Source organism: Rhodococcus sp. JS3073 (genome assembly GCF_026810085.1).
GTDB classification, from domain to species: Bacteria; Actinomycetota; Actinomycetes; order Mycobacteriales; family Mycobacteriaceae; genus Rhodococcus_F; species Rhodococcus_F wratislaviensis.
The window spans coordinates 7,713,181-7,735,418 of sequence record NZ_CP113951.1; the positions used below are offsets into that span (position 1 = coordinate 7,713,181).

Annotated in this window: 7 protein-coding genes and 3 pseudogenes; 2 read left to right on the top strand and 8 right to left on the bottom strand. The window is 66.8% G+C overall.

What is annotated here, in order from left to right:
• Positions 1-7: 7 nt before the first annotated feature.
• The gene (locus OYT95_RS35280) at positions 8-349 is read right to left on the bottom strand and encodes a metallopeptidase family protein (RefSeq protein WP_037227279.1); all 342 of its coding nucleotides are present in this window, start codon (positions 347-349) and stop codon (positions 8-10) included.
• Between the two features lie 346 nt (positions 350-695).
• Between OYT95_RS35280 and OYT95_RS35285 the strand changes: the two genes are divergently transcribed.
• Positions 696-1,043: an SDR family oxidoreductase gene (locus OYT95_RS35285; RefSeq protein ID WP_052032863.1), complete on the top strand. Its 348-nt coding sequence runs from the start codon at positions 696-698 to the stop codon at positions 1,041-1,043.
• A 73-nt stretch (positions 1,044-1,116) separates the two neighbouring features.
• Here OYT95_RS35285 and OYT95_RS35290 read toward each other — a convergent pair whose 3' ends face one another.
• The 3 genes and pseudogenes from OYT95_RS35290 to OYT95_RS44785 form a co-directional block, all read right to left on the bottom strand.
• The gene (locus tag OYT95_RS35290) at positions 1,117-1,872 is read right to left on the bottom strand and encodes a hypothetical protein (protein WP_037227276.1); all 756 of its coding nucleotides are present in this window, start codon (positions 1,870-1,872) and stop codon (positions 1,117-1,119) included.
• A gap of 146 nt (positions 1,873-2,018) precedes the next feature.
• Positions 2,019-2,840 (bottom strand): oxidoreductase, encoded by an 822-nt coding sequence (locus OYT95_RS35295; protein WP_268790250.1) that lies wholly within the window; start codon positions 2,838-2,840, stop codon positions 2,019-2,021.
• A 149-nt stretch (positions 2,841-2,989) separates the two neighbouring features.
• Positions 2,990-3,286: pseudogene (locus OYT95_RS44785) on the bottom strand (oxidoreductase); the annotation flags it as partial.
• A 59-nt stretch (positions 3,287-3,345) separates the two neighbouring features.
• Here OYT95_RS44785 and OYT95_RS35300 point away from each other — a divergent pair.
• Positions 3,346-4,617, top strand: a complete 1,272-nt coding sequence (locus OYT95_RS35300; protein WP_156046523.1) for an AraC family transcriptional regulator — start codon at positions 3,346-3,348, stop codon at positions 4,615-4,617.
• A gap of 144 nt (positions 4,618-4,761) precedes the next feature.
• On the opposite strand, the pseudogene OYT95_RS35305 reads toward OYT95_RS35300, so the two are convergent.
• The 4 genes and pseudogenes from OYT95_RS35305 to OYT95_RS35320 all read right to left on the bottom strand — a co-directional run bounded on the left by OYT95_RS35305 (position 4,762) and on the right by OYT95_RS35320 (position 21,326).
• Positions 4,762-5,957: pseudogene (locus tag OYT95_RS35305) on the bottom strand (IS110 family transposase).
• Between the two features lie 292 nt (positions 5,958-6,249).
• Positions 6,250-6,648: pseudogene (locus tag OYT95_RS35310) on the bottom strand (steroid 3-ketoacyl-CoA thiolase); the annotation flags it as partial.
• Between the two features lie 266 nt (positions 6,649-6,914).
• Positions 6,915-7,049, bottom strand: a complete 135-nt coding sequence (locus OYT95_RS35315) for a hypothetical protein (protein ID WP_255221350.1) — start codon at positions 7,047-7,049, stop codon at positions 6,915-6,917.
• A gap of 63 nt (positions 7,050-7,112) precedes the next feature.
• On the bottom strand, positions 7,113-21,326 hold the full coding sequence (locus OYT95_RS35320; RefSeq protein WP_268790251.1) for a non-ribosomal peptide synthetase: 14,214 nt from the start codon (positions 21,324-21,326) through the stop codon (positions 7,113-7,115).
• Positions 21,327-22,238: the final 912 nt, after the last annotated feature.

Below are 22,238 nucleotides of genomic sequence, written 5' to 3' on the forward strand. Positions count from 1 at the left end.
GCACGGCTCACCATCCGAGTTCGTGTAGTCGTGCGTCGCTGATGCCGAAGTGGTGACCAACCTCATGGATGACGGTTCGGCGCACCTGATCGACCACCTCGGCGTCGCTGCGGCATATGGCGCAGATCGCTTTGCGGTAGATCGTGATCCGATCGGGCAACACACCTGCGTACTGCGTCGTGCGGTTGGTCAGCGGAACTCCCTGGTACAGGCCGAGCAGACCCGGCGGACCGGCGTCGTGTCGGACGGTGACCGCTACGTTGGCCATCACTCGACCCAGCTCCGGTGGCAAGCTGTCGAGCGCCCGAACAACCATGTCCTCGAACCGCTCGTCGCCGACGTCGATCATGACTCCATTGTGGGGCGCGCGGGGGAGGGCGGGAGGACATCGACCATGTCCTGAACGTGATCGATAGTATCCCCGAAGGAAGGGAGGTGATCTGACCGCCGAGGTCACTGTCGGGCACGACGTCCCTCCCCACGGGTGAGAACACCGGATGCGGGTCAGGATTCGGTGTGCGCTGACGCCAACTGCGGCCGCGGTGGCACTTCTCACCACCAGCTGACCCCTTTCGGGCGCACACGAGTGTGCTGGAGACCTCCGCCGAGAAGATCACCCGCATGCATCAGGTGCACGTCCTCGGGTCCTCGTTCGGCATTCAGGCTGCCGTGCCCGCGATGGGCGAATCGGGTGGGTGGTGGTCAACGTGGCCTCGATCGCGGCGTATGTCGTGCGGACCATGTCGAGCGCCTATTCTGCGTCCACGGCCGCCGTCGAACATCTCACGAAATTTCAGGCTGTAGAGCTCGGGCCTCAGGGTGTGCGGGTGAACGCCGTCGCCCCGGGCATGATCGGCACCGACATGATCTCCTGGGGCACCGATGAGCCTGCCGCGTTGCAGGCCGCGGTGGAGGCTATTCCGCTGCGGCGGGTCGGCAGCCCGGGAGACGTTTCCGATGCCATTCTCTTTCTGCTCTCCGATACCTCACGCTTCGTAACCGGCCACACGCTGGTGGTCGACGGAGGTGGTCGTCACCGCTGAGCCAGGCGTAGGCGAATGGGCGAGCGAGGCAATGTCTCGGGCCGGGGAGGTGATATCCCCGGTCCTGCTGTACTCAGGAGTTCACGCGGATGACCGGCACGGTGCGGTCGACGGTGAACGCGTGGATGGCGGTGCAGGTCAGGTCCTGTGCTTTCACGGCCGCTGCGACCTCGGGTGCGGCGAGTACGTCCTCGAGCTCGGTTCGGGTGGCGGTTCCGAAGATGATGGCGCCGTGGTATCGCCGGTGCGGTGGGTTGTCGTGGGATACGCCGAGGGTTGCATGCGCCGCGGTTGTCCAGGGTAGGAAGGTGTAGGTCCGCAGGTCGCGCGCCCTTCCGGCGTGCAGTGCCGGACCGAGGCGGGTGTGGACGAACGCTCGGAAGGACCGGCCGGAGACGCCTCTGCGTCGGCGCAGTAGCAGAACCGTGCGATGACCGACCGAGTCGTCGTGCCCAGCGGTCCACCAGCGTCCGGCCCGGGGTCCGGTCAGATGGCCGAGGCAATGCTCGAAGATGTTCTGCTCGTCGAGGATGACCTGACGCATGTGCAGCGGAACGCGCAGGGCTGCGCCCATGCCGGAGAGCCGAACCTCGCTGAGGCCGTCGGTCGGCCAGGAGGGCGGGACCGCGGTGCCGACTCCCTGGGCGGCGGGCCAGTATCCGTGATCGGTCGGGGAGAAGTGGTGCTGATTGTATTCGACCAGGTGCGGCAGACCCCTGACGATCTCGGCGTGTGGACCGGCCCAGTACGCGCACGCGGCGTCGCGTGGCAGATCCTCCCGCAGGCGCAGGGGGTAGAGGGCCGAGATGGTGGGGACGGGGGTATTCATCGATCTCCTAGCTGAAATGGCTGCTGTGGGGCATCGGCCCGTGCGCGCCTTGATGAAACTCTAACCGTGTGACCTGCAGCCGCGCGGCGATCCGACATCTCAGGTCGAGGCAGGATCGAACGCGAACGCACGTCCCAGGCGAGGGGTCAGGCTGGTTCGGGAGAAGTGATCATCAGGTCCCTGCGAGCGCGGATTGAGTCGCTGTAACAGTCGATCCGTGTGCCACCGAAGCGAGCGATGCAACCGTTGCAGTACCCGCACACGGGGCGCCCTGGCGCCGGTGCTTGCACGTTCTGGAACAGATACGGATCGGCGATCATCGCCCGCGCTGCGGACACTGCATCACACCGCCCGGACACGATCGCCGATTCCATCCCCTCGGTGGTGTGAAACCCGCCGACGCAGATCACCGGGATGTCCAGCTCCGCCGTGAACTGTTCGGCATAAGGGAGATTGAATCCTTCACCGCCAGGCGCCAAGCGTTCTGCGGCGCGCTCGATAAACGGTGCCGCAGCGAGCATGGCCACCCGCCGCCGCCTCGACATCATTGCGCCCGAACCCTCTTCGACCTGTCCTCGGATGAAGCCCATGTAGTGTCCCAGAACCATTCCGGGCCACGATTCATAGTGGCCGCGTGAGATTTCGACTGCGTCGACACCGTCGTCCTGCATGATCTTTGCCACGCGCACCAGCTCGGCCGTCGTTGCCCCTTTCCGGAGGGGCAGCATGTCGGTGCCATTCATTTTCAACAGGATTGGAAAGTCGTCACCGACGCGCAGGCGTATTGCCTGGAACACCTCTCGGAGCAGCCGCACCCTGTTGTCGAGACTGCCCCCGTAATGATCGTCGCGTCGATTGGTGTGCGGAGTGAGGAACTGGCCGAGAAGGTATCCGTGTGCGGCGTGAATCTGCACACCGTCGAAGCCGACCTCTTGTGCACGCTGGGCGGCGGCCGCGAAGGTGTCCACCAATGCCGGTATTTCGTCTGTCCGAAGGGGCGCGGTGTGGTCCCGTACAGAGGCTCCCGAACCGATGACGCCGGCACGGTGGCCTTGCCAGGGTCGGACGGTCGAACCATTTGGCGTCCACCATGGTTGAGCTGCGCGATCAGGAGACTGCCCCCGCTGTGCGCGAGCTCCACCCACTCACGCAGACCGGGCTTCTTGTCGTCGATATCGATGCCGGCCTGCCCGCCCGCTGATTTAGCTTGCAGTGACACGAACAGATTTCCCGTCACGATCAACGGGGTGCGTGCACGCACCATGGGCTCATAAAATTCCAGGAGTTCGTCGGTGACGTATCCCTCGTCCGTCGCGCGGGTCTCGCTTGTCGCGGACTTGTACAGACGCCCGGCAACTGTCATACGACCGATCTGTAGTGGTGCGACGAGGGGGCTCGGGGTCCTTGCGGTCATTCTGTTTCCTCCAGTTCGCGAACTTGCAAGCGCAGACGTCGATAGCACTGGCGCCCTCGTTGTCGATCTCGATCTGCCGACGCGGCACGACCGGGCTGCGCGCCGATCGCGAGCAGCAGGGCGTCGGCCTCGCGTCGTCGCTGCGTGTGACCCTGAACTCCGTGCTCGGTCGGCGGAGTCCGTCGGCAGACCCAAGGGCCAGAGAGCTGGTGTCGTCAACAATCGGCCATCAGTGTGTCCTGCATCGCCATGAATCCAGTTCACCAGTGCCGACTCGAAGAAGATTGACTCCAAGCGACAAAGATTTTACTTTGGACGACATGGGAGTCATGGTTCGTGCGGCGGGCCTGCGTGGGTGGGCGACCCTCGTGCGCGACCTCGGTGGAGAACCGGGTGCATTGCTCTCGGGGGCGGGGCTGGCAGCGAACGCGCTTGATGACGAGGACGGATTGCTTCCGGCGCGAGCAGGAATGCACCTGCTCGAGGCCTCCGCCGTAGCTCTTGACTGCCCCGACTTCGGATTGCGTATGGCGAATGCGCAGGACCCGACCGCACTCGGTCCCTTGGCGCTGGTACTGCAGAACACGCCGACCGTACGCGAGATGATCGAGACGACGTCCCAGTACCTGTTCGTGCACAGTCCGGCGCTGAGAATGGGCCTGCATCCCGCAGGTCGAGAATTTCCGGGCCATGTTTCCATGCAGTTCGATATCGTCCTCGACCCGCGCCCGCCGGCCCGCCAGACATGGGATCTCGGACTGGCTACGGCGCACCGGGTCTTCAGTCTCCTCGTCAAGAGCAGATATCGACCGCGCGCGGTGCTGCTACCCCATTCCCCACTCGCCCCGCTGTCGCGGTATGTGCAGTTCTTCGAGACCAACGTCTATCCCGAGCGGGCGCACGGTGCATTGATCATGCACGAGAAGGTGATGGATGCATCGCTGAGCGACGTCGACGACACTATCCGGAAAATCGCGACCAGTTACCTGGAGACCCACTACTCCGCCCCCGGTGACTCGACTTCCGCCCTGGTCCGCTCGGCTCTGTCACGGGTCATAGGCACACCGCAATCAACCTTGGAGCAGATCGCGCAACTGCTCGCGTTGCACCCCCGCACCCTCCAGCGACGTCTCGCGGCGGAGTGCGCCAGCTTCGAGGCCCTGCGCGACGAAGTGGCAAAAAACGCTGCCTATCAATACATTACGGAAACCTCGCTACCGATGTCGCAGATTGCCGATGCCGTCGGACTATCTGAACAGTCCGCTCTCACGCGTGCATGCAAACGTTGGTTCGGACAAACTCCGACCGCACTTCGTCGACAGCCGCATTGATCGCCGCCCCACGCTTCTCTACGGGGTGGACTCGGCTCGCGGCGCGCTGGATACCGCGAACGCCCCGAACTTGTGAAGTCGCCACCCCTACGAATCAAAGTCATCTTTGATCCGGTAATCGGGGGGGTGTCCCTATGGTTTTCGTCAAGCGGCTGCGGTTACTGGGGGTTGGTAGTGGGTCTTGTTCTTGAGCATGGCGTAGAGGACGTCGCATCGGCGTCGGGCGAGGCAGATCAGGGCGGCGTTGTGCTTCTTTCCCTCGGCGCGTTTGCGGTCGTAGTAGCCGCGGCTGGTCGGGTCGCCCAGGGCTGCGAACGCGGACAGGAACAGGGCACGTTTGAGCTTGCGGTTGCCTGACCGGGCGGGGTGTTCACCGCGGATGGAGGAGCCGGATCGGTGGGTGACCGGGGCAATGCCCGCGTACGCGGCGAGGTGTCCGGCGGACTTGAACGCGGAACCGTCGCCGACCTCGAGCAGGATCCGTGCTGCCGCCGAAGACACCGATGCCGGGCATCGAGGTCAGGACGCGGGAAAGAGGGTGGTCATCGAGCATCCTTTCGACATCATCGCCGATCGTTTTCCGTTGCAGAAGGACTTCTTTCAGGGAGTCTGCGAGCTTCGGCAGGACGATCTCGGCGGCCTTGCTGCCGGGCACCCTCACCGATTGAGTTTCCAGTGCGGTGAGGATCTCGGTGGCGAGGCGGGCACCCATCCGGGGTGCGTGCTTGACCGCGAGCGTGGTGAGTTTGCGTTTGCCGGCCTGTCGGATTCCGGCGGGTCCGCCACAGCGCGAGAGGATCTCGAGGACGGCGGGGTGGGTAACGCGGGGACCGAGCACCCGTTCGAGGGCTGGGTGGACGGAAGTGAGCAGTCCGCGGATCCGGTTGCTGATACGGGTGGCTTCGCCGGCGAGGTCGTCGTCGAAGCCGACGAGGACCTCGAGTTCGGCCAGCGCCTCGTCTCCGGTGTCGACGCGGCGGAGGGTGTGGGGCATGGTCCTTGCGGCGAAAGGCGATGATGAATGCGTCCCGGGCGTCGGTTTTCGCCTGTCCGGGGTACAGGTCGGCGATGCGGCGCATCGACAGCCCCGGCAGGTAGGCAACGTCGTGTCCGCAGGCGCGGGCGATGGTGACCGGCAGGGCGCCGATCGTGTTGGGTTGATCGACGATCACCAGGACGGGTCCGTGCGCGGCCAAGCCGTCGAACACCGCACGCAGCTTCGTCTCGTCGTTCGGCAACGCCTTGTCGTAGATCTTCTTTCCGGCGGCGGTCAGTCCGACGGCGTGGTGTTCGCCTTTTCCTACGTCGATGCCGCAAAACACGGCGTAACTCGTGTCCATTCAGCAGTCCTTCGTCCGGCCAGTCCGGTCGCCGATCCAGCATCGATACCCGACACCCACGTTACGAGGAGACCTTCCGCAGTTTCCGGTGGCCCTGTCCCTATCAGCGGTCCATCGACGCCACCAGGTTCGGCGACACCACCCCCCGGATCATTCGAGAGACAGGGGCAAGAAGTCATACCGAACTTGGCGACCGCAGTCCCGCGAAACGGGACCACGAAGACGGTAACGTGTCGGGGGCAGTCCGATCGGGGGCGTCACGGATACGCCATCGCGGCCCTGGACACGCGGATCCGCCCGCGTCCTGCCCGATGGTGGTCGTGCCCATCGGTACGCGGAACATCGACTCCACACCGCAGGCGATCACGATGTCGTAGGCACCGGCGATGACGCCCTGGGCTGCGAAGTGCGCCGCCTGCTGGCTCGAGCCGCACTGGCGGTCGACGGTGGTCGCGGGAACCGAATCCGGGAATCCGGCCGACAGCACCGCCGTCCGGGAGATGTTGAGGGCTTGCTCGCCGGCCTGACCGACACAGCCGCCGATGACGTCGTCGACCTGGGCGGGGTCGATGCCGTTGCGTTCGACGATGCTGCGCAGCACGTGCGCGAGCAATTCGACCGGGTGCGTACCGGACAGCGCGCCGCCCGGCTTGCCCTTGCCGGACGCGAGACGGACGACGTCGACGATCACTGCCGAGGGCGTGGGTGATTCCTTTCGAGAAGTTTGAGTGCGCCGTCCTCGGAAAGACGTCTGGGCGCATTCAGGAGTCGGCCGTCCCCGTCAGCGACCTCAGACCAGTTCCGAAGTAACAATCCAGTTGTCGACACATAGCGGAAGGTGCCCCGGGGGATGTCGGGCATCCTTTGGTTGACGTATCCACCTGTACCTAACGTGACTGAACCCGCCGGGCGCGGAAGCCGCGCGAGCCCTCGTGGCGCCGATCTTGGCCTCGTGAGTCAGTAGATGATGACGCCGCGGATGTTGAGGCAAGCGTGCATGTCGGCGTATCCCTGGTCGAGTTCGTCGAGGGAGTAGGTGCGAGTGATGATTTCGTCAAGTTTGAGTTGGCCGGCCTTGTACATGTCAAGCATCTTGGTGACGTCCTACATCGGGGCTACTCCGCCGAACATCCGTATGACTTTCGCGGTCCTGTCTCAGCCAACAGGTGGCGCGTCATTAGCTAGACCGTCGCCGGCGATGTAGAGCTCTCCGGCGACACCGATCGGGACCGGTTGCAGGCGCGCGTCGAGGACGAGTTCGGCGACGCCACGGAGGGGACCGCCGATCGTGACCGGTTCCGCCGCGGTGAGGTCCGACGTCATGTCGGCCGCCACGGTGGCCTCGGTCGGACCGTAGGCGTTGAGCAATCGGTGCCCGGGCGCCCACCGTTTCACCAACTCGGGCGGACACTCCTCGCCGCCGGTCAGGAGACAACCGACATCCGGGACGTCCCAGGGGTCGATCGACGCGAGGGCGGTGGGAGTGAGAAATGCGTGGGTGACCCTCTTCTCCGCCATGATCCGGCTGAGTTCGTGCCCGCCGAACACCGTCGGCGGCACGATCACCATCGTCGCCCCCACCCCGAACGCCAGCAGATATTCCAGAACAGAGGCGTCGAAGCTCGGCGACGAGAAGTGCAACACCCGGGATTGGGAGGTCACCCTCGCCCGGTCGCGCAATTCCTCCGCCAGTGCGTGCAATCCGCGGTGCGGCACCAGTACACCTTTCGGCACACCGGTGGAGCCCGAGGTATAGATGGTGTAGGCGATGCCGTCGACACTCGCCGGCGGAATGCGGGACACATCGAGCGGGTGCGCCGGGCGGTCCGGCCGGACCTCGTCGAGGTCGACCCACAGGACGGTGCCCGGTAGCTGGTCGTGATGGCCGGTGAGGGTGAGACCGAGTACGGCACCCGAGTCGGAGAGCATGTGCTCGATCCGGGCCGCGGGGTAGGTGGGGTCGACGGGGAGGAAAGCGGCGCCCGTCTTGACCGCCGCCCAGACGGCGAGTACCGACTCCGCCGAACGCGGTATCGCGACGGCGACGACGTCTTCGGGACCGGCACCGAGTTCGATCAGCTCCGCGGCGAGGCGATCGGACCGTGCCTCGACCTCGGCGTAGGTGAACTCTCGCGTGCCGTCCACCACCGCGACAGTGTCGGGGAATCGGGCGGCGGTGAGGAGGTCTGCGAATGTGCGAGGTGCGGCCCGGTGGTCGCCGCGGGTGGGCACGATCAGATCGAAGTCGCTCTCCGCCAGTAGGTTCAGCCGGGACAAGGGCATGGCGGGATCTGCCGCCATCGACGTGAGAACCTTGGCGACTTGACCGAGCAGAGCATCGACGGCAGGGGGGTCGAAGAGCGCGCTCTGGAAGGTGATGCGCAGATGCAACCGGGACTTTGGAGTGACGGCGAGGGCGAGCGGGTAGTGGGTGGCGTCGAAGGTGTCGGCGGCGGTGACGTGGAGGCCGGTGGTGTCGGGGGTGGTGAGGGTGGTGGTGTCGAGGGGGTAGGACTCGAGGACGGTGAGGGTGTCGAAGGTGGTGGCGGGGCCGGTGGCGGTGTGGATGTCGGTGAGGCCGAGGTGGTGGTGGTCGAGGAGTCGGGTGTGGGTGGTGTGGGTGCGGTGGAGGAGGTCGGTGAGGGTGTCGGTGGGGTGGAGGGTGATGCGGACGGGGATGGTGTTGATGAACAGTCCGATCATCGTTTCGATGCCGGGGAGGTGGGGTGGGCGTCCGGAGACGGTGGTGCCGAAGACGACGTCGTTGCGGTGGGTGTGGGTGGACAGGACGATGCCCCAGGCGGTGTGGAGGATGGTGTTGAGGGTGAGGTTCAGGTCGTGGGCCAGGGACCGCAGTGCCTCGGTCAGCTCCTCCGTCAGCGTCAGCGCACGCTCGGCCGAGGGACCGGTCCGCTCACGGGCCACCTCGGACGGGACGAGCAGTGTTGGTTTGTCGATGCCGTCGAGGGCGTTCTTCCAGGCGGTGAGGGATTGGGTGTTGTCGTGGTGGGTGAGCCAGGTGAGGTAGTTGCGGTAGGGGGTGGTGTGGGGGAGGTGGTGGTCGTTGCCGGTGGTGTAGAGGTGGAGCAGTTCGTGCAGGAGGAGGGGGGTGGACCAGCCGTCGAGGAGGATGTGGTGGTTGGTGATGGCGAGGCGGTGGTCGTTGGGGGTGAGGGTGATGAGGGTGAGGCGGATCAGTGGGGGGTTGGTGAGGTCGAAGCGGGTGGTGCGGTCGGTGGTGAGGAGTTGGTCGGTGGTGGTGGTGCGGTGGTGGGGGTTTTCGGTGGTGAGGTCGTGGTGGGTGAAGGGCAGTTCGGTGTGGTCGGTGATGATTTGGGTGGGGGTGCCGTCGGGGGTGTGGGTGAAGGCGGCGCGGAGGTTGGGGTGGCGGTGTAGGAGTGTGTTTGCGGCGGTGTGGAGTCGGTGGGGGTCGAGGGGGCCGTGGAGGGTGAGGACGAGTTGGACGGTGTAGGTGTCGAGGGTGTGGGTGAGTTCGGAGTGGTAGAGGAGTCCGGCTTGGAGTGGGGTGAGGGGCCAGATGTCGGTGAGGGTGGGGTAGTGGGTTTCGAGGGTGTCGATGGTGTGTTGGTCGAGGGTGATGAGGTCGAGGTCGGTGGGGGTGAGTCCGCCGGCGTGGGGGGTGTGGGTGTGGGTGGTCAGTGCGGTGAGGGCTTGGGTCCAGAGTTCGGCGAGTTCGGTGACCTCACCGGCGGTCAGCACACCGGCCGCAAAGGTCCAGGTGGACTTCAACTGCTGATCACCGGCAGGTCCGACCGCCGCGGCGTTGATACTCACGACCGAGGCGGACGGCAGGGGTGACCCGGCGTTCGGCGCCAGTTGTTCACTGTCGAGCGGAATCCAGCCCGAGTTCGCCTCTCCTGAATTCATGTCCGCCGTGGCTTCTACGGTTTCTCCGGTGGTGAAGCGGCCGAGGTAGTTGAAGCTGATCTGGGGTTGGGGGAGGTCGCGGAGTCGGTCGGCGGTGTGGGGGTCGAGGTAGCGCAGTTGGCCGTATCCGGCGCCGTGGTCGGGGATGGTGCGTAGTTGTTCCTTGACGGTTTTGAGGGCGGTGCCGGCGGCGGGTCCGCCGGTGAGGGCGTCGCCGAGGTCGATGCCGGTGAGGTCGAGGCGGACGGGGTGGATGGTGGTGAACCAGCCGACGGTGCGGGAGAGGTCGGCGCCGGGGATCAGGGTGTTGTCCCGTCCGTGACCTTCCAGGCCGATCAGTGTGTTGTCGGCGGGGTGGCCGCGTCGGCGTCGCCAGGTGCTGACGGCGAGGGCGAGGGCCGTGAGCAGTGCGTCGTCGACGGCGCCGTGGAAAGCGTCCGGCACCGTTGTCAGCAAGGCGCGCGTCGTCTCGGCAGGGAGACCGATCGTGATGTCGCGGGCCGTCGCATCGGTGTCGAGCGTCGGGTCGAGCGGTCGGGATCCCAGCCGGGGGTCGGGGCCGTCGAGGATGCCGAGCCAGAGGGGGAGTTCGTTCGCCCGGTCGGGGGCGGTGTCGGTGAGGGCGTGGGCCCAGCGGCGCATGGAGGTGCCGACCGGTGGGAGTGTGGGTGGTGTGCCAGTGCTGACGGCGGCCCAGGCGGCAGCGAGGTCGGGGACGAGGATGCGCCAGGACACTCCGTCGACCGCGAGGTGGTGGATGACGAACAGCAGCCGTCCCCGGTCGGGGCGGTCCGCGGTGGATTCGAACCAGACGACCTGCACCATGACGCCGCTGTCGGGATCCAGACGCGCTGTGGCCGAACGCAACGCGGTGTCGGCGATCGACTGGAACCGTGCACCCTCGGTCTCGTCGACCGGAACTCGGTGCAGCAGTTCGGCAGCGGTCACGGAGCCGACCGGCAGAACCTCCACGGCCGCGTCCCGGGGCGACCCCGTCCGGCGGAGCCGCGCCCGGAGCAGGTCATGGTGGTCGAGGACGGTCCGCACCGTGCCGGCGAGAGAATCCCGGTCCAGTCCGGTGGGCGCGGTGAAGAGAGCGGCCTGTGAGAACCTGCCGATGTCCGTGCCCCGGGCGAGCAGCCAGTGCGCGATCGGGGTCAAAGGCATCTCGCCCACCCCGCCTCCGGGCACTTCCTCGAGAACCGGCGATTCCGTGCCAGCGGATTCGATGGCCCTCGCGAGGCGAGTGATGGTTCTGTGCTCGAACACATCTCGCGGCTTCAGGACGACCCCGGCTGCCCTGGCGCGCGCCACCAACTGGATGGCCATGATGCTGTCGCCGCCCAGAGCGAAGAACGAATCGTCGACGCCCACCTCGTCGAGCCCCAGGACGTCGGCGAACACCGACACGAGTACTCGTTCGACGTCGGTTGCCGGCGCGCGGCTCGATGATCGTGCAGCGAAGTCGAACTGTGGCAACGCGCCACGATCGACCTTGCCGTGCGCCGTCAGTGGGAGCGCGGGAAGCGGAATCACCGCGGTGGGGACCATGTGGGCCGGAAGGGCGGCCGCGAGGTGGGCAATCAGGTCGGCACCATCGAGTTCGGTTCCCGTCGTGGCGACGACGTAACCGATCAGGTGCGCGGTGCCGTGGGCGTCCTGTTGGAGGGCCACGACGGCCTGCGCGACACCGGCATGCCGGAGCAGGGTGCTCTCGACCTCCCCGGGTTCGATCCGGTAGCCGTGCAGTTGCACCTGGAAATCGCTCCGCCCCCGGTACTCGAGCTGACCCCGGTCGGTCCAGCGGGCGCGGTCGCCGGTGCGATACATCCGCGTCCCCGGTGTGCCGTGCGGATCCGCCACGAAACGCGCTGCGGTCAGCGGCATGCGGCCGAGATAGCCGCGGGCCAATTGCTTGCCGGCGATGTACAGGTCGCCGACAGCTCCGGCAGGCACCGGGTGCAGACGACGGTCGAGGACGTACACGCGGGTATTCCACACCGGCGCGCCGATCGGCACGGTCGGGTCGTCGTCGTTCACGTCGACGTCGCAGTAGGTGACCGTCACTGCTGCCTCGGCGGGACCGTACATGTTGCCCAGTCCCATCCCGAGCTCCAGCACCTTGGCCGCCGTCCGACGGGAGATCGTCTCGCCACCGGAGAGGACGCGCCGCAGCGAAGCGGGTAGAGCGCACGGTCTGTCGTCGACGAACACTCCGAGCATCGACGGTACGAACTCGACAACGGTGACCTCCTCGGTGGCCATCGTGGCCGACAGGTAGTCGAAATCGAGGTGACCGTCGGGCCGCAGAAGGACCAGGGCCCCACCGGCACACAGGGGCGCCAGGCATTCCCAGACCGCCACGTCGAAGGCGATCGGCGCCTTCTGGACCGTACGATCGCCGGGGCCGAGCGGCAGCTGGGCACGGGACCACGTCAACTGGCTGGCGATCGCGGCGTGTGAGACCGCCACCCCCTTCGGGTTACCGGTCGATCCGGACGTGAACACGATGTAGGCGCTGTTGGTGGCCCGCAGGGGCGCGACTCGATCGTCATCGGTGATCGGGGCGCAGTCGCGGCCCGAGACGTCGAGGCTCTCGATCCGGAGACCGAGAAGTCCGTCGGGCAGGGGGAGGTCGGTATCGCCGCCGATCAGGACGAGCGCGGGAGCGGAGGTCCTGAGAAGGTAGGCGATGCGCTCCGGGGGGTTGGAGAGATCGAGCATCAGGAACGTGGCCCCGGTCTTGGTGACGGCATAGAGTCCGGCCAACAGTTCGAACGACCGCGGTGCCGCCAGTGCGACAATGCTCTCCGGGCCGACATCTCGCGAGATCAGTTCGCGAGCCAGCTGATTGACCCACCTGTCGAAATCCCGGTACGTCATCGACCGATCCTCGAACGCCACGGCGGGCGCGTCGGGAGTGCGGGCGACCTGCGCGTCGAACAGGTCGACGATCGTCTCCTCCGGACTCTCGTGCACCGTCGCGTTCCATCGCTCCAGCACGAGGTCGCGCTCGGCGGCGTCGAGGAGCGTGAGATCACCGACGACAACGGTGGGGTCGGCGAGGGTTGCGTCGATCACGCGGAGGAATCGGTCGGCGAACCGCTGAACGGTCTGCTCGTCGAACAGATCGGTGGCATAGATGATCTGTGCGCTGATTCCGCCCGCGGAACCGGCGCCGTCGACGTGCTCGCGAAGCACCACGTTCAGGTCGAACTGCGACAGGTGTGCATCCAGATCGACGACCGCCACGGCGAGTCCGGGCAGTTCCGGTTTCGGCTGCTCCATGTTCTGGAACGAGAGCATGACCTGGAACAGGGGGTGGGCGGCGGCCGAGCGTGCCGGGTTGACTTCCTCCACCAGTCGCTCGAACGGTATGTCGGCGTGGGCGAATGCGTCGACGTCGGTGTCGCGGACGCGTGCGAGCACCTCGTCGAACGATGCTGCCGATTCGATGCGAGTTCGCAGGACGAGTGTGCCGACGAACATTCCGACGAGGTCGTCGAGAGCTTCCTCGCCGCGACCGCCGATCGGCGATCCGATGGTGATGTCATCGGAATCGGCGAGGCGCGCGAAGAGGACAGCGAGAGCGGCGTGCACGGTGACGAAAGGTGTCACGCCGTGTTCGAGTGCGAACCTGACGATCCGTTGGTGGACGGCGGGTGGGATCTCGAACCGGACCGTGGCGGCGCGAGTGGAGGCGGTCGCGGGCCTGGGGTGATCGAGCGGAAGGTCGAGCCGCTCGGGGAGGTCGGCCAGCGTCGACCGCCAGTAGTCGAGTTGTGCCGATACGGGCGAATTGGGATCGTCGGTGGATCCGAGCAGCTCGCGTTGCCACACCGCGTAGTCGGAGTATTGCAGCGGAAGCGGCGGCCACTCCGGTGCGCCGCCCTGGCTGCGGGCCGTGTAGGCGACCGTCAGGTCGCGTGCGAGCGGGGCCAGCGACGAACCGTCCGCCGAGATGTGGTGGACGACCACGGCCAGCACGTGGAGCTGTGGGTCGACTTGCCACAGGAAGGCGCGCAGCGGGAGCTCCGTCGCGACGTCGAATCCGGAGGCCACCGCGCGGCGAATGTGCTCGTCGAGGTCGGATTCGTCCGCTACCGGGATCGGTGCCACCTCGAGAGACATGTCCTCGACAGGTGAGACGACCTGGACGGGACCGGTCTCGGTGAGGGGATAGACGGTGCGCAGAGCATCGTGTCTGCCGGCAACATCCCTCAGCGCCGCGCGGAGGGCGTCGACATCCAGCAGTCCCTCGATACGCACGACCATGGGGATGTTGTAGGTCGCCGCTGTGGTGTCGAACTGGTTGACGAACCACATCCGCTGCTGCGCGAAGGAGACCGGGGCGGGCTCACGGTGCTGCCGCGGGCCGAGCGCCGGACGGCCGGCGGGCCGTTCCGACTTCGCGAGAACCGCCGCCAGAGCCTCCACCGTCGGCGCCTCGAACAGCGTGCGCACCCCGATCCCGGTGCCGAGAGCGGAGTTCAGCCGGGCCACCACCTTCGCTGCGATGAGGGACGTGCCGCCGAGTTCGAAGAAGTTGTCGTCGACCCCCACACCTTCGATGCCCAGCACCCGGGCGAAGACACCGGCGACCGCTTCCTCGTGCACCGTCCTGGGCGCGCGGAACTCCGCGAAGTCTTCGAGGAAATAGGGCACCGGCAGCGCTGCGTGATCGACGGCCCCGGTGGCATCGAGGGGGAACGCGTCGACGACGACGATCGTGGTCGGCACCAGATGGGCGGGCAGGGTTGTCGCGGCGTACGTTCGGACAGCGGCCGGGTCCACGGTGGCGTCGGTCGTCGCCACTATGTAGGACACGAGGATCGACTCGCCGGAGGTGCGAGTGTGGTCGACGGTGACCGATCCGTTGACAGCCGAGTGCTGGCGCAAGACCGTGTCCACCTCGTCGGCCGCGACTCGGAAGCCGCGCAGCTGGCGCTGATAATCGCAGCGACCCAGCAACTCCAGTCTGCCGTCGCGGGTTGCTCGCGCGAGATCACCCGTGCGGTACATTCGTTGCCCCGGCTCTCCGAACGGGCATGCCACGAAGTGGATGGCGGTGAGCGCAGGCCTGCCGTGGTACCCGCGTGCCAGTTCGGCGCCGACGTACAACTCGCCGATCACCCCGTCCGGCACGAGACGCAGTCTGCGGTCGAGCACGATGGTGCGGCGATCACTCGAGGGCCGAAGAGCGAGGTCGGAAATCCCGTGCGCTGTGGTTGCCGTCGCGGACGCGAGGCAGGTGACGGTCTCGGTGGCCGTGTACAGGTCGACGACGGCCGACGTGGTCTCCACCCAGGAGGACAGCAACGAAAGCAGATCCTTGGTGGGCGGCTCACCGGCCAAGACCACCAACCGGAGGGTCGAAGTGGTGTCATGGACCGTCGACGTCCATGCGTGTGCCGTCTGCTCGAACGCGGTGGGAGTCTGGGTCAGTACGGTCACCCGCTCGTGTCGAAGCAGGGTGCACAGGTCCTGCGGTGAGCGTGCGGTCTCGGTGTCGACGATCACCAGGCGGGCGCCGTGCAGCATCGCACCCCACAACTCCCAGAGCGTGAGGTCGACGGCGTGCGAAGGGACCATCGCCCAGACATCGGTTCGGTCGAATCCCCACGTGCCAGGTGTTCTTTCGAATGCGGAGACCAGCCCGCGATGCGTCACCGTCACCGGTTTCGGTCGTGCCGTGGACCCGGCGGTGAACACCAGGTACGCGGCCGAGTCGGGCCGGACAGCGTAGGTCCGTTCCGCGTCCGTGATCGGTGCGGTCGAGGTGGCGGCGACCTCCGCGACGACGTCGGGTGCATCGACGAGAACCGATGTCGCGCCGACAGCGTGTAGCTCCGCGGCGTGGGCGCGTCGGGTCAGGACGAGGGACGGCCAGGCCTGCGTGAGGGAATGCGCGATGCGCGCTGCGGGCCAGGTCATCTGGATCGGAAGGCAGACGCCACCCGCGGCGAGCACGGCTATCGTTGCCACCACCGAGTCGATCGAGGGCGGAAGTGCCACGGCCACCACGGTTTCGGCTACCACTTCGCGGCGGAGCAGATACCGGGCCCATTGGTTGACGCGGGTCACGAGGTCGGCGTAGCCGAGGGTCTCGCCCGCGAAGGTCAGCGCCTCGGCATCCGGGCGCTGCACCGCCCCCTGTGCGAAGGCGTCCACGACAGTGCCGGCCGCGGTTTCTGCGGGGGGCTCGCGCCACGCGGTCAGGGCAGCTTCTCGTTCCTCGGCGTCGAGAAGGCCGATGTCTCCCACCGGGAGGTCCGGATCGGTCGTGACGGCCTCGAGGATCCGAATGAATCGGTCCGCGAACGTGGTGATGGTGTCGGGGTCGAACAGGTCGGCGGCGTAGATCAGTCCCGCCCGCATGCCGAGCGGTGTTCCGTCGTCCGCAAGGTTCTCGGTGAGCCACAGCTGGAGGTCGAACTTGGAGATGCCGGCGTCGTACTCCACCGGATCGATGTGCAGGCCGGGAAGTTCGAGGCCGTACAGTCCCTGGCCCGAGGGAAGAATGTTCTGGAATTCGAGGAGCACCTGGAACAGAGGTGGGTGCGCGGCCGAACGTGGGGGGTCCAGCGCTTCCACCAACTGCTCGAACGGGATGTCGGCGTGCCCGAAGGCGGCGAGGTCAACCCCGCGGGCCTGCCGGACGGTCTCCGTGAAACTCGCGGCGTGATCGATCCGCGTGCGCAGGACCAAGGTGTTCACGAACATGCCGACCACGTCGTCGAGCGCCGCCTCACCCCGGCCGGCAACGGGAGTGCCGATGGCGATGTCGTCGGACCCGCTCAACCGGGCCAGCAACACCGCAAGGGCTGCGTGCACGGTCATGAACACCGTGGAAGTGTGGCGACGGGCGAGCGCCCGGATGCTGCTGTGCAGCTCCGCACCGATGCCGAACTCCGCGCGTCCACCGCGCAGCGATTGCTCGGCCGGACGGGGGCGATCGGTCGGCAACTCCAGGAGTTCCGGTAACCCACTCAGGTTTTCGGACCAGTAGTCGAGCTGGCGCGACATTGTGCTGCCGGGCTCGCTGTCGCTCCCCAGCAACTCGTACTGCCACAGGGTGTAATCGACGTACTGCACCTCGAGAGGCTCCCACTGTGGTGGCCCCCCGGCCATGCGCGCCGTGTATGCGGTCGTCACGTCCCGTGCCAACGGGGCCGTGGACGCTCCGTCGGCGGCGATGTGATGGACGACGAGCGCAAGCACGTGTTCGGTGTCGCACAGCTCGAACAGGGCGGCGCGCAGCGGAGCCGCTGAGCGGACATCGAATCGCGACGAGCAGATCTCGGCGAGGCGTCGGTCCAGGTCGGTCTCGTCGCGCACCGACACGGGATGGATCTCCGGGACGGCCTCCGCCGCGGGTACGACGACCTGATGGGGACCGTCGACCGAGGCCGGGAAGACGGTGCGGAGGGATTCGTGCCGTGCGATCACGTCCGCAACTGCTGCCACCAGCGCCGGGACGTCGAGCCGGCCGACGAGGTGCACGACCAGGGGGATGTTGTAGGCCGGCGAGGTGGTGTCGTACTGGTTGATGAACCACATCCGCTGTTGCGCGGGAGACAACGGAATCCGCTCGGGTCGCGGAATCGAGCGGAGCGCCGGCCGGTCGACGCCCCGGGGGCCGGCACTCTCGATCCGGGCGGCGAGCGCGGCGACGGTCGGTGCGTCGAACAGTTCTGTGACCTCGATCCGGGCGCCCAGGGCGGCATTCGCCCGAGCGACGACTCGCGTAGCGGTCAAGGAGTTACCGCCGAGGTCGAAGTAGTCGTCGTCCACTCCGATCCCGTCGACACCCAGCACCGACTCGAAGACCCTCGCGATCGTCTCTTCCGTCGGCGTGGTCGGTGTCCTTCGGCCGTCAGCCGTGCGGATGGACGGTGGGGGGAGCGCTTTCCGATCCAGCTTGCCGCCCGGAGTGAGCGGAATCCTGTCGATGGGTACGAGCAGGGGCACCATGTACTGGGGAAGGATCTGCCGAACGTGACGTTCGACGTCGGCGAGATCCACCTCGTCACCGCTCGCCGCGCGGACGTACGAGACCAGCGCAGTCTCCCCGGTCCCGGTGTCGTAGTCGACAGTCACCGCGAAACCGACAGCCGGGTGGCCGGTCAGCACGGCATCGATTTCACCGAGTTCGATCCGGAATCCCCGCACCTTGACCTGCGAGTCGCTGCGTCCGACGTATTCGAGGATGCGGGCTCGCCTCGTCCAGCGAACCACGTCCCCGGTGCGATACATCCGATCGCCGGGGCGCCCGAACGGGTCGGCGACAAAGCGACCCGCTGTCGCGCCGTCGCGGCGGTGATACCCGCGGGCGAGGGCCGGACCGGCGAGATACAGTTCGCCCGAGACCCCCGGCGGGACGGGATGGAGTCGCTCGTCGAGAACCACCACGGACATGCCGCGCACCGGCCCGCCGATCGTCACAGGATCGGTGGACGCCATCGGCCCGGTCAGGGTGGACATGATCGTGACCTCGGTCGGCCCGTACGCGTTGAACACGCGGCGGCCCGGCGACCACCGTGACACCGCGTCCGGCGGACACGCCTCCCCGGCCACGACGAGATGCGTCAGGGTGGGCAGGTCCTCAGGGTCGAGTGTTGCCAGCGTGGTCGGAGTCAGCACCGCGTGCGTGATCTGCCTTTCGGTGAGGATCCGGGACAGTTCGGCGCCGCCGAACACACCACGCGGGACGATCTCCAGCCGCGCACCGGACCCGAACGCCAACAGCGATTCGAAGAGGGAGGCGTCGAAACTCGGCGAGGCGAACTGCGAGACCCGGGATGCGTGATTTACCATGAGCCCTTCGCGTTCCGCGGCCACCAGGTTCGCGAGGCCGCGATGGGTCACTACCACGCCCTTCGGGATTCCCGTCGACCCGGAGGTGTAGATGACATATGCCGGATGATCCGGTCGCAGCGGTCGACGTCGGTCCGCTGCCAGGAGGGCGTCCGCGCGGCATCGTTCGATGTCGGCGGCGGTGGCCGCGTCGTCGAGTTCGATCCAGGACGCCGAGGAGGCCTGGGACAACGCCGCGCGGTACGAGGATGTGGTGATCCCGATCTGTGCGCCGGAGTCGGTCAGCATGTGGTCGATGCGGGCCGCCGGATAGGTCGGATCCACCGGCAGGAAGGCTGCGCCCGACTTCGCGGTCGCCCACACCGCAATCACGAATTCCATCGAGCGGGGGAGTGCGAGGGCGACAACGGTTTCCGGACCGGCTCCACGTTCGGCGAGCAGACGGGCGAGCCTGTTCGAGTGTCGATCGAGCTCACAGTAGGTGAGCTCCTTGGTGCCGTCCGCCACGGCGACGGTATTCGGCTCGGTCGGCATTGCGGCGGACAGGAGCTCGGGGAACAGTTGCACGGGGCGGGCGGGTTCACCGAGTGCGGGCGTGAGTCCGGCCAGCGCGGCGGGCGCAGCGAACACGAGATCCCCGACCGCGACGTCGGGCTCGGCGGTCGCGGCTTCGAGCATGCGGACCAGTTGGTCGGTGAAGGTCTGGATCGTTGCCGGGTCGAACGACGCGGTCGAGAAGGCGACCTCAATGTCGATGCCCGATTCGGGACCGTGCTCGGTGCACGTCACGTGCAGGTCGTTTCCACCACCGGCCGGCAGACGGGCGGCCTCGTCCGTCCGCCCCGTGCGGGCGAACGCGAGGGCGACCTGAAATGGGTACGAACCGCCCGGCGGCTGCGGCAGGCCCAGTGTTGTCGCGAGCTCGTCGAACGGGATCTCGGCGTGGCGGAAAGCAGCCACCTCAGTGGTGTGCACCGAAGCGAGCAGTTCGTCGAAGGTCGATGCGGTGTCGACCCGGGACCGCAGGATCAGCGGACACCCGCGCGGGCCTGCCGGAGTGCCGACCGCCACGTCGCCTCGACCACCCAGCCGAGCCAGCAGCGCGGCTAGGGCGGCGTGTACGACTGAGTAGCTTGCAAAGGCACAGACCCCACTGAGGCCCCGGATCTTGCCGTGCACGTCGGCGGGGACGCGCCTGACCACGCGGCCGTCGAGATCATCCTGGTGGCCGGGGCGGATGTGATCGGCTCGGAGGATGGGCTCGGTGGACAGCCCGTCGAGCGCACTCCTCCAGAATTCCAGCTGTACCGCTCGTCGCCGGCGTCGCGCCCCCTCCGCCGCGGTCTCGGGGTGGAGATCCGCCGTTGCAGTCGCCGGGTTCGCGGTGAGGAACTCCTCGAGCAGTCCGACGAAGGCCCGCTGATGCGTATGCAGTTCTTCGTTGCTGTAACGACCGGGGTTGCCTCGGAACTCGACCATCGTCTTCTCGGGTGTTCCGGTCGTATACACGTTGACCAGCAGGTCGTCGACCGGCCCGGACGTGACCACGTGGAAGTCGCCGGCGAGTGTGCCGAGGGTGATCTTCGGATGGAAGAGCATGACGTTGACCATCGGTGCCGCGAGAACGCGGGCGGCCTTCCGGCTCGCGGCCTCCCGGCGGATGTCCTCGAGGGTGTACCGCTGATGGCGGAGTGCGCCCGTCACCTCCCACTGGACCCGCTGTATCAAGTTGGCGAGCGTGTCGCCGGATCGTGTGCTGACCTGCAGCGGCGCGACGGTGACCAGCATTCCTCCGGAGCGGCGCAGGATCACTGTCGTCCGGGCTGAGACGGGGAGGTTGACGAGTACCTCGTCGCTGCCGGTCATGCGCGCGAGGTAGGAACCGAATGCCGAGACGACCACCGGGGCGGCGGGGGCACCGAAAACGTCGTCGGAACGGGCGAGCCTCCTGGCCGCCTCGTCGGATAGGGCCGAGGTCGCGGGGGTGCTCTTCGCCACGGCAGGTACGACGACCGGCGACAAACTCGCGCCCTCGCTCATCTCGGCGACCCGCCCCGCCCAGTAGGCGTGATCGGACTCGAATCGGCGCGACGCCCGATACTCCTGATCGATGGCGTACAGGGTTCGCAGATCTGCCGCGCGGTTGGGTTCGGGCGAACGGCCCTCCGTCGCGGCCGTATACAGCGTGGCGATCCGGTTCACGAGTGTCATCGCCCCGTATCCGTCGAGCGCGACGTGGTGAATTCGGCTGTACCACAAGTAATCCTGCTCGCCGACCTGCAGCACCGCCGACTCGGCCAACATATCCCGCGTGAGATCGATCGGGCTCGTGTAGTCACGTTCCATCCACGCGTGAGCCGTCCCGACCGGGTCGGTCGCGGTGCGGAAGTCGACGAAATCCGTGGACAACTGGATGGTGGGGTCGATCACCTGGAACGGCTCACCGTCCACTTCGAAGATCCTCAGGAAGGTGGACTGGAACTCCCGCCCCGCCGTCAACGACGCCTCGTTCAGAAGATCGAGGTCGAGGGGCCCGTGCAATTCGACGTACTGGGCGATGCAGAGGGCGACGTCGGGTGCTAACCGTTGCGCGAGCCACATCCCGCGTTGCGCCGACGACAGTGGGAAGGCGTCCATGTCGCGGGCAGGGTGGTTGAGTGGCATTGCAGAATCCACCTGAGAGGATCCCTTCACATGCGACCGGGGGTCGTGGGGCGACGACGCCTCATGCGGGGCAGGGTCGTGGCGGCCCGGGGTTCGAGGTTCCGATATTGCGGCGCGGATTGCCATATCGTCCGCGGTCGACTACATCCTTACTTAACTCGGGGTCAGCTCTTTTATATCGCTGCTTTGCTCGCGCCCGTTACCTCCGGGAATACGATCAAATCTGCTGAGTCGAGGCAGTGGCAGCTTGGTCATGGCCTTCGACAACAAGCAGCTGCACCAGCCGGTCATCGAGCGGCAAGTCGGTGAAAATTTCGACGAACCCATCGAGAAGAACTCATGGTTACAAATGCGCCGCCCCGCATCCGCGGTCAGCTTCGGTCGTGCCGATAGAACGCAGCCACGCACACGGACAGCGGCGACCACGGTCACCAACGCCCAAACTCGCGCCAGCCAGTGCAGCGTGGACGCTGTGCGGCGAAGACGACCACCGCACCCACGGACGCCGAGGCAATACGCACGAGCCGGGCGACCGGCGAATTGACCTCGCCGTCCGTGAACGATTCCTCGACTAGATGGGCTCCGACCCCGTGAGGACCCTCGGTGACAGACGTCCCACATTGACGGGGGTCCGCCGCATCGGTTGATGAACGACCTCGACATGCCTCACGCCGCGACGCCCGATGCCCCGACCGGTCCCGTGCGCACGTGGTGGCCGCGTCCGGGTTTCTGGCGTGTGTCTTCCGCGGCGGGTCATGTTCCGCGGGTGTTTCGAAGAGGGTGGGAGGTGCGGGTTCGCTGGGCCGTCGGAGATGACGGTGAGTGTCCAGGCACGGCGTTCGGTGAGGGCGGGGTCGGTGCTGGGTCCAGCGGCGGCGTTCGTCGCCACTGCGTTCGTGGGTGATCGTAATT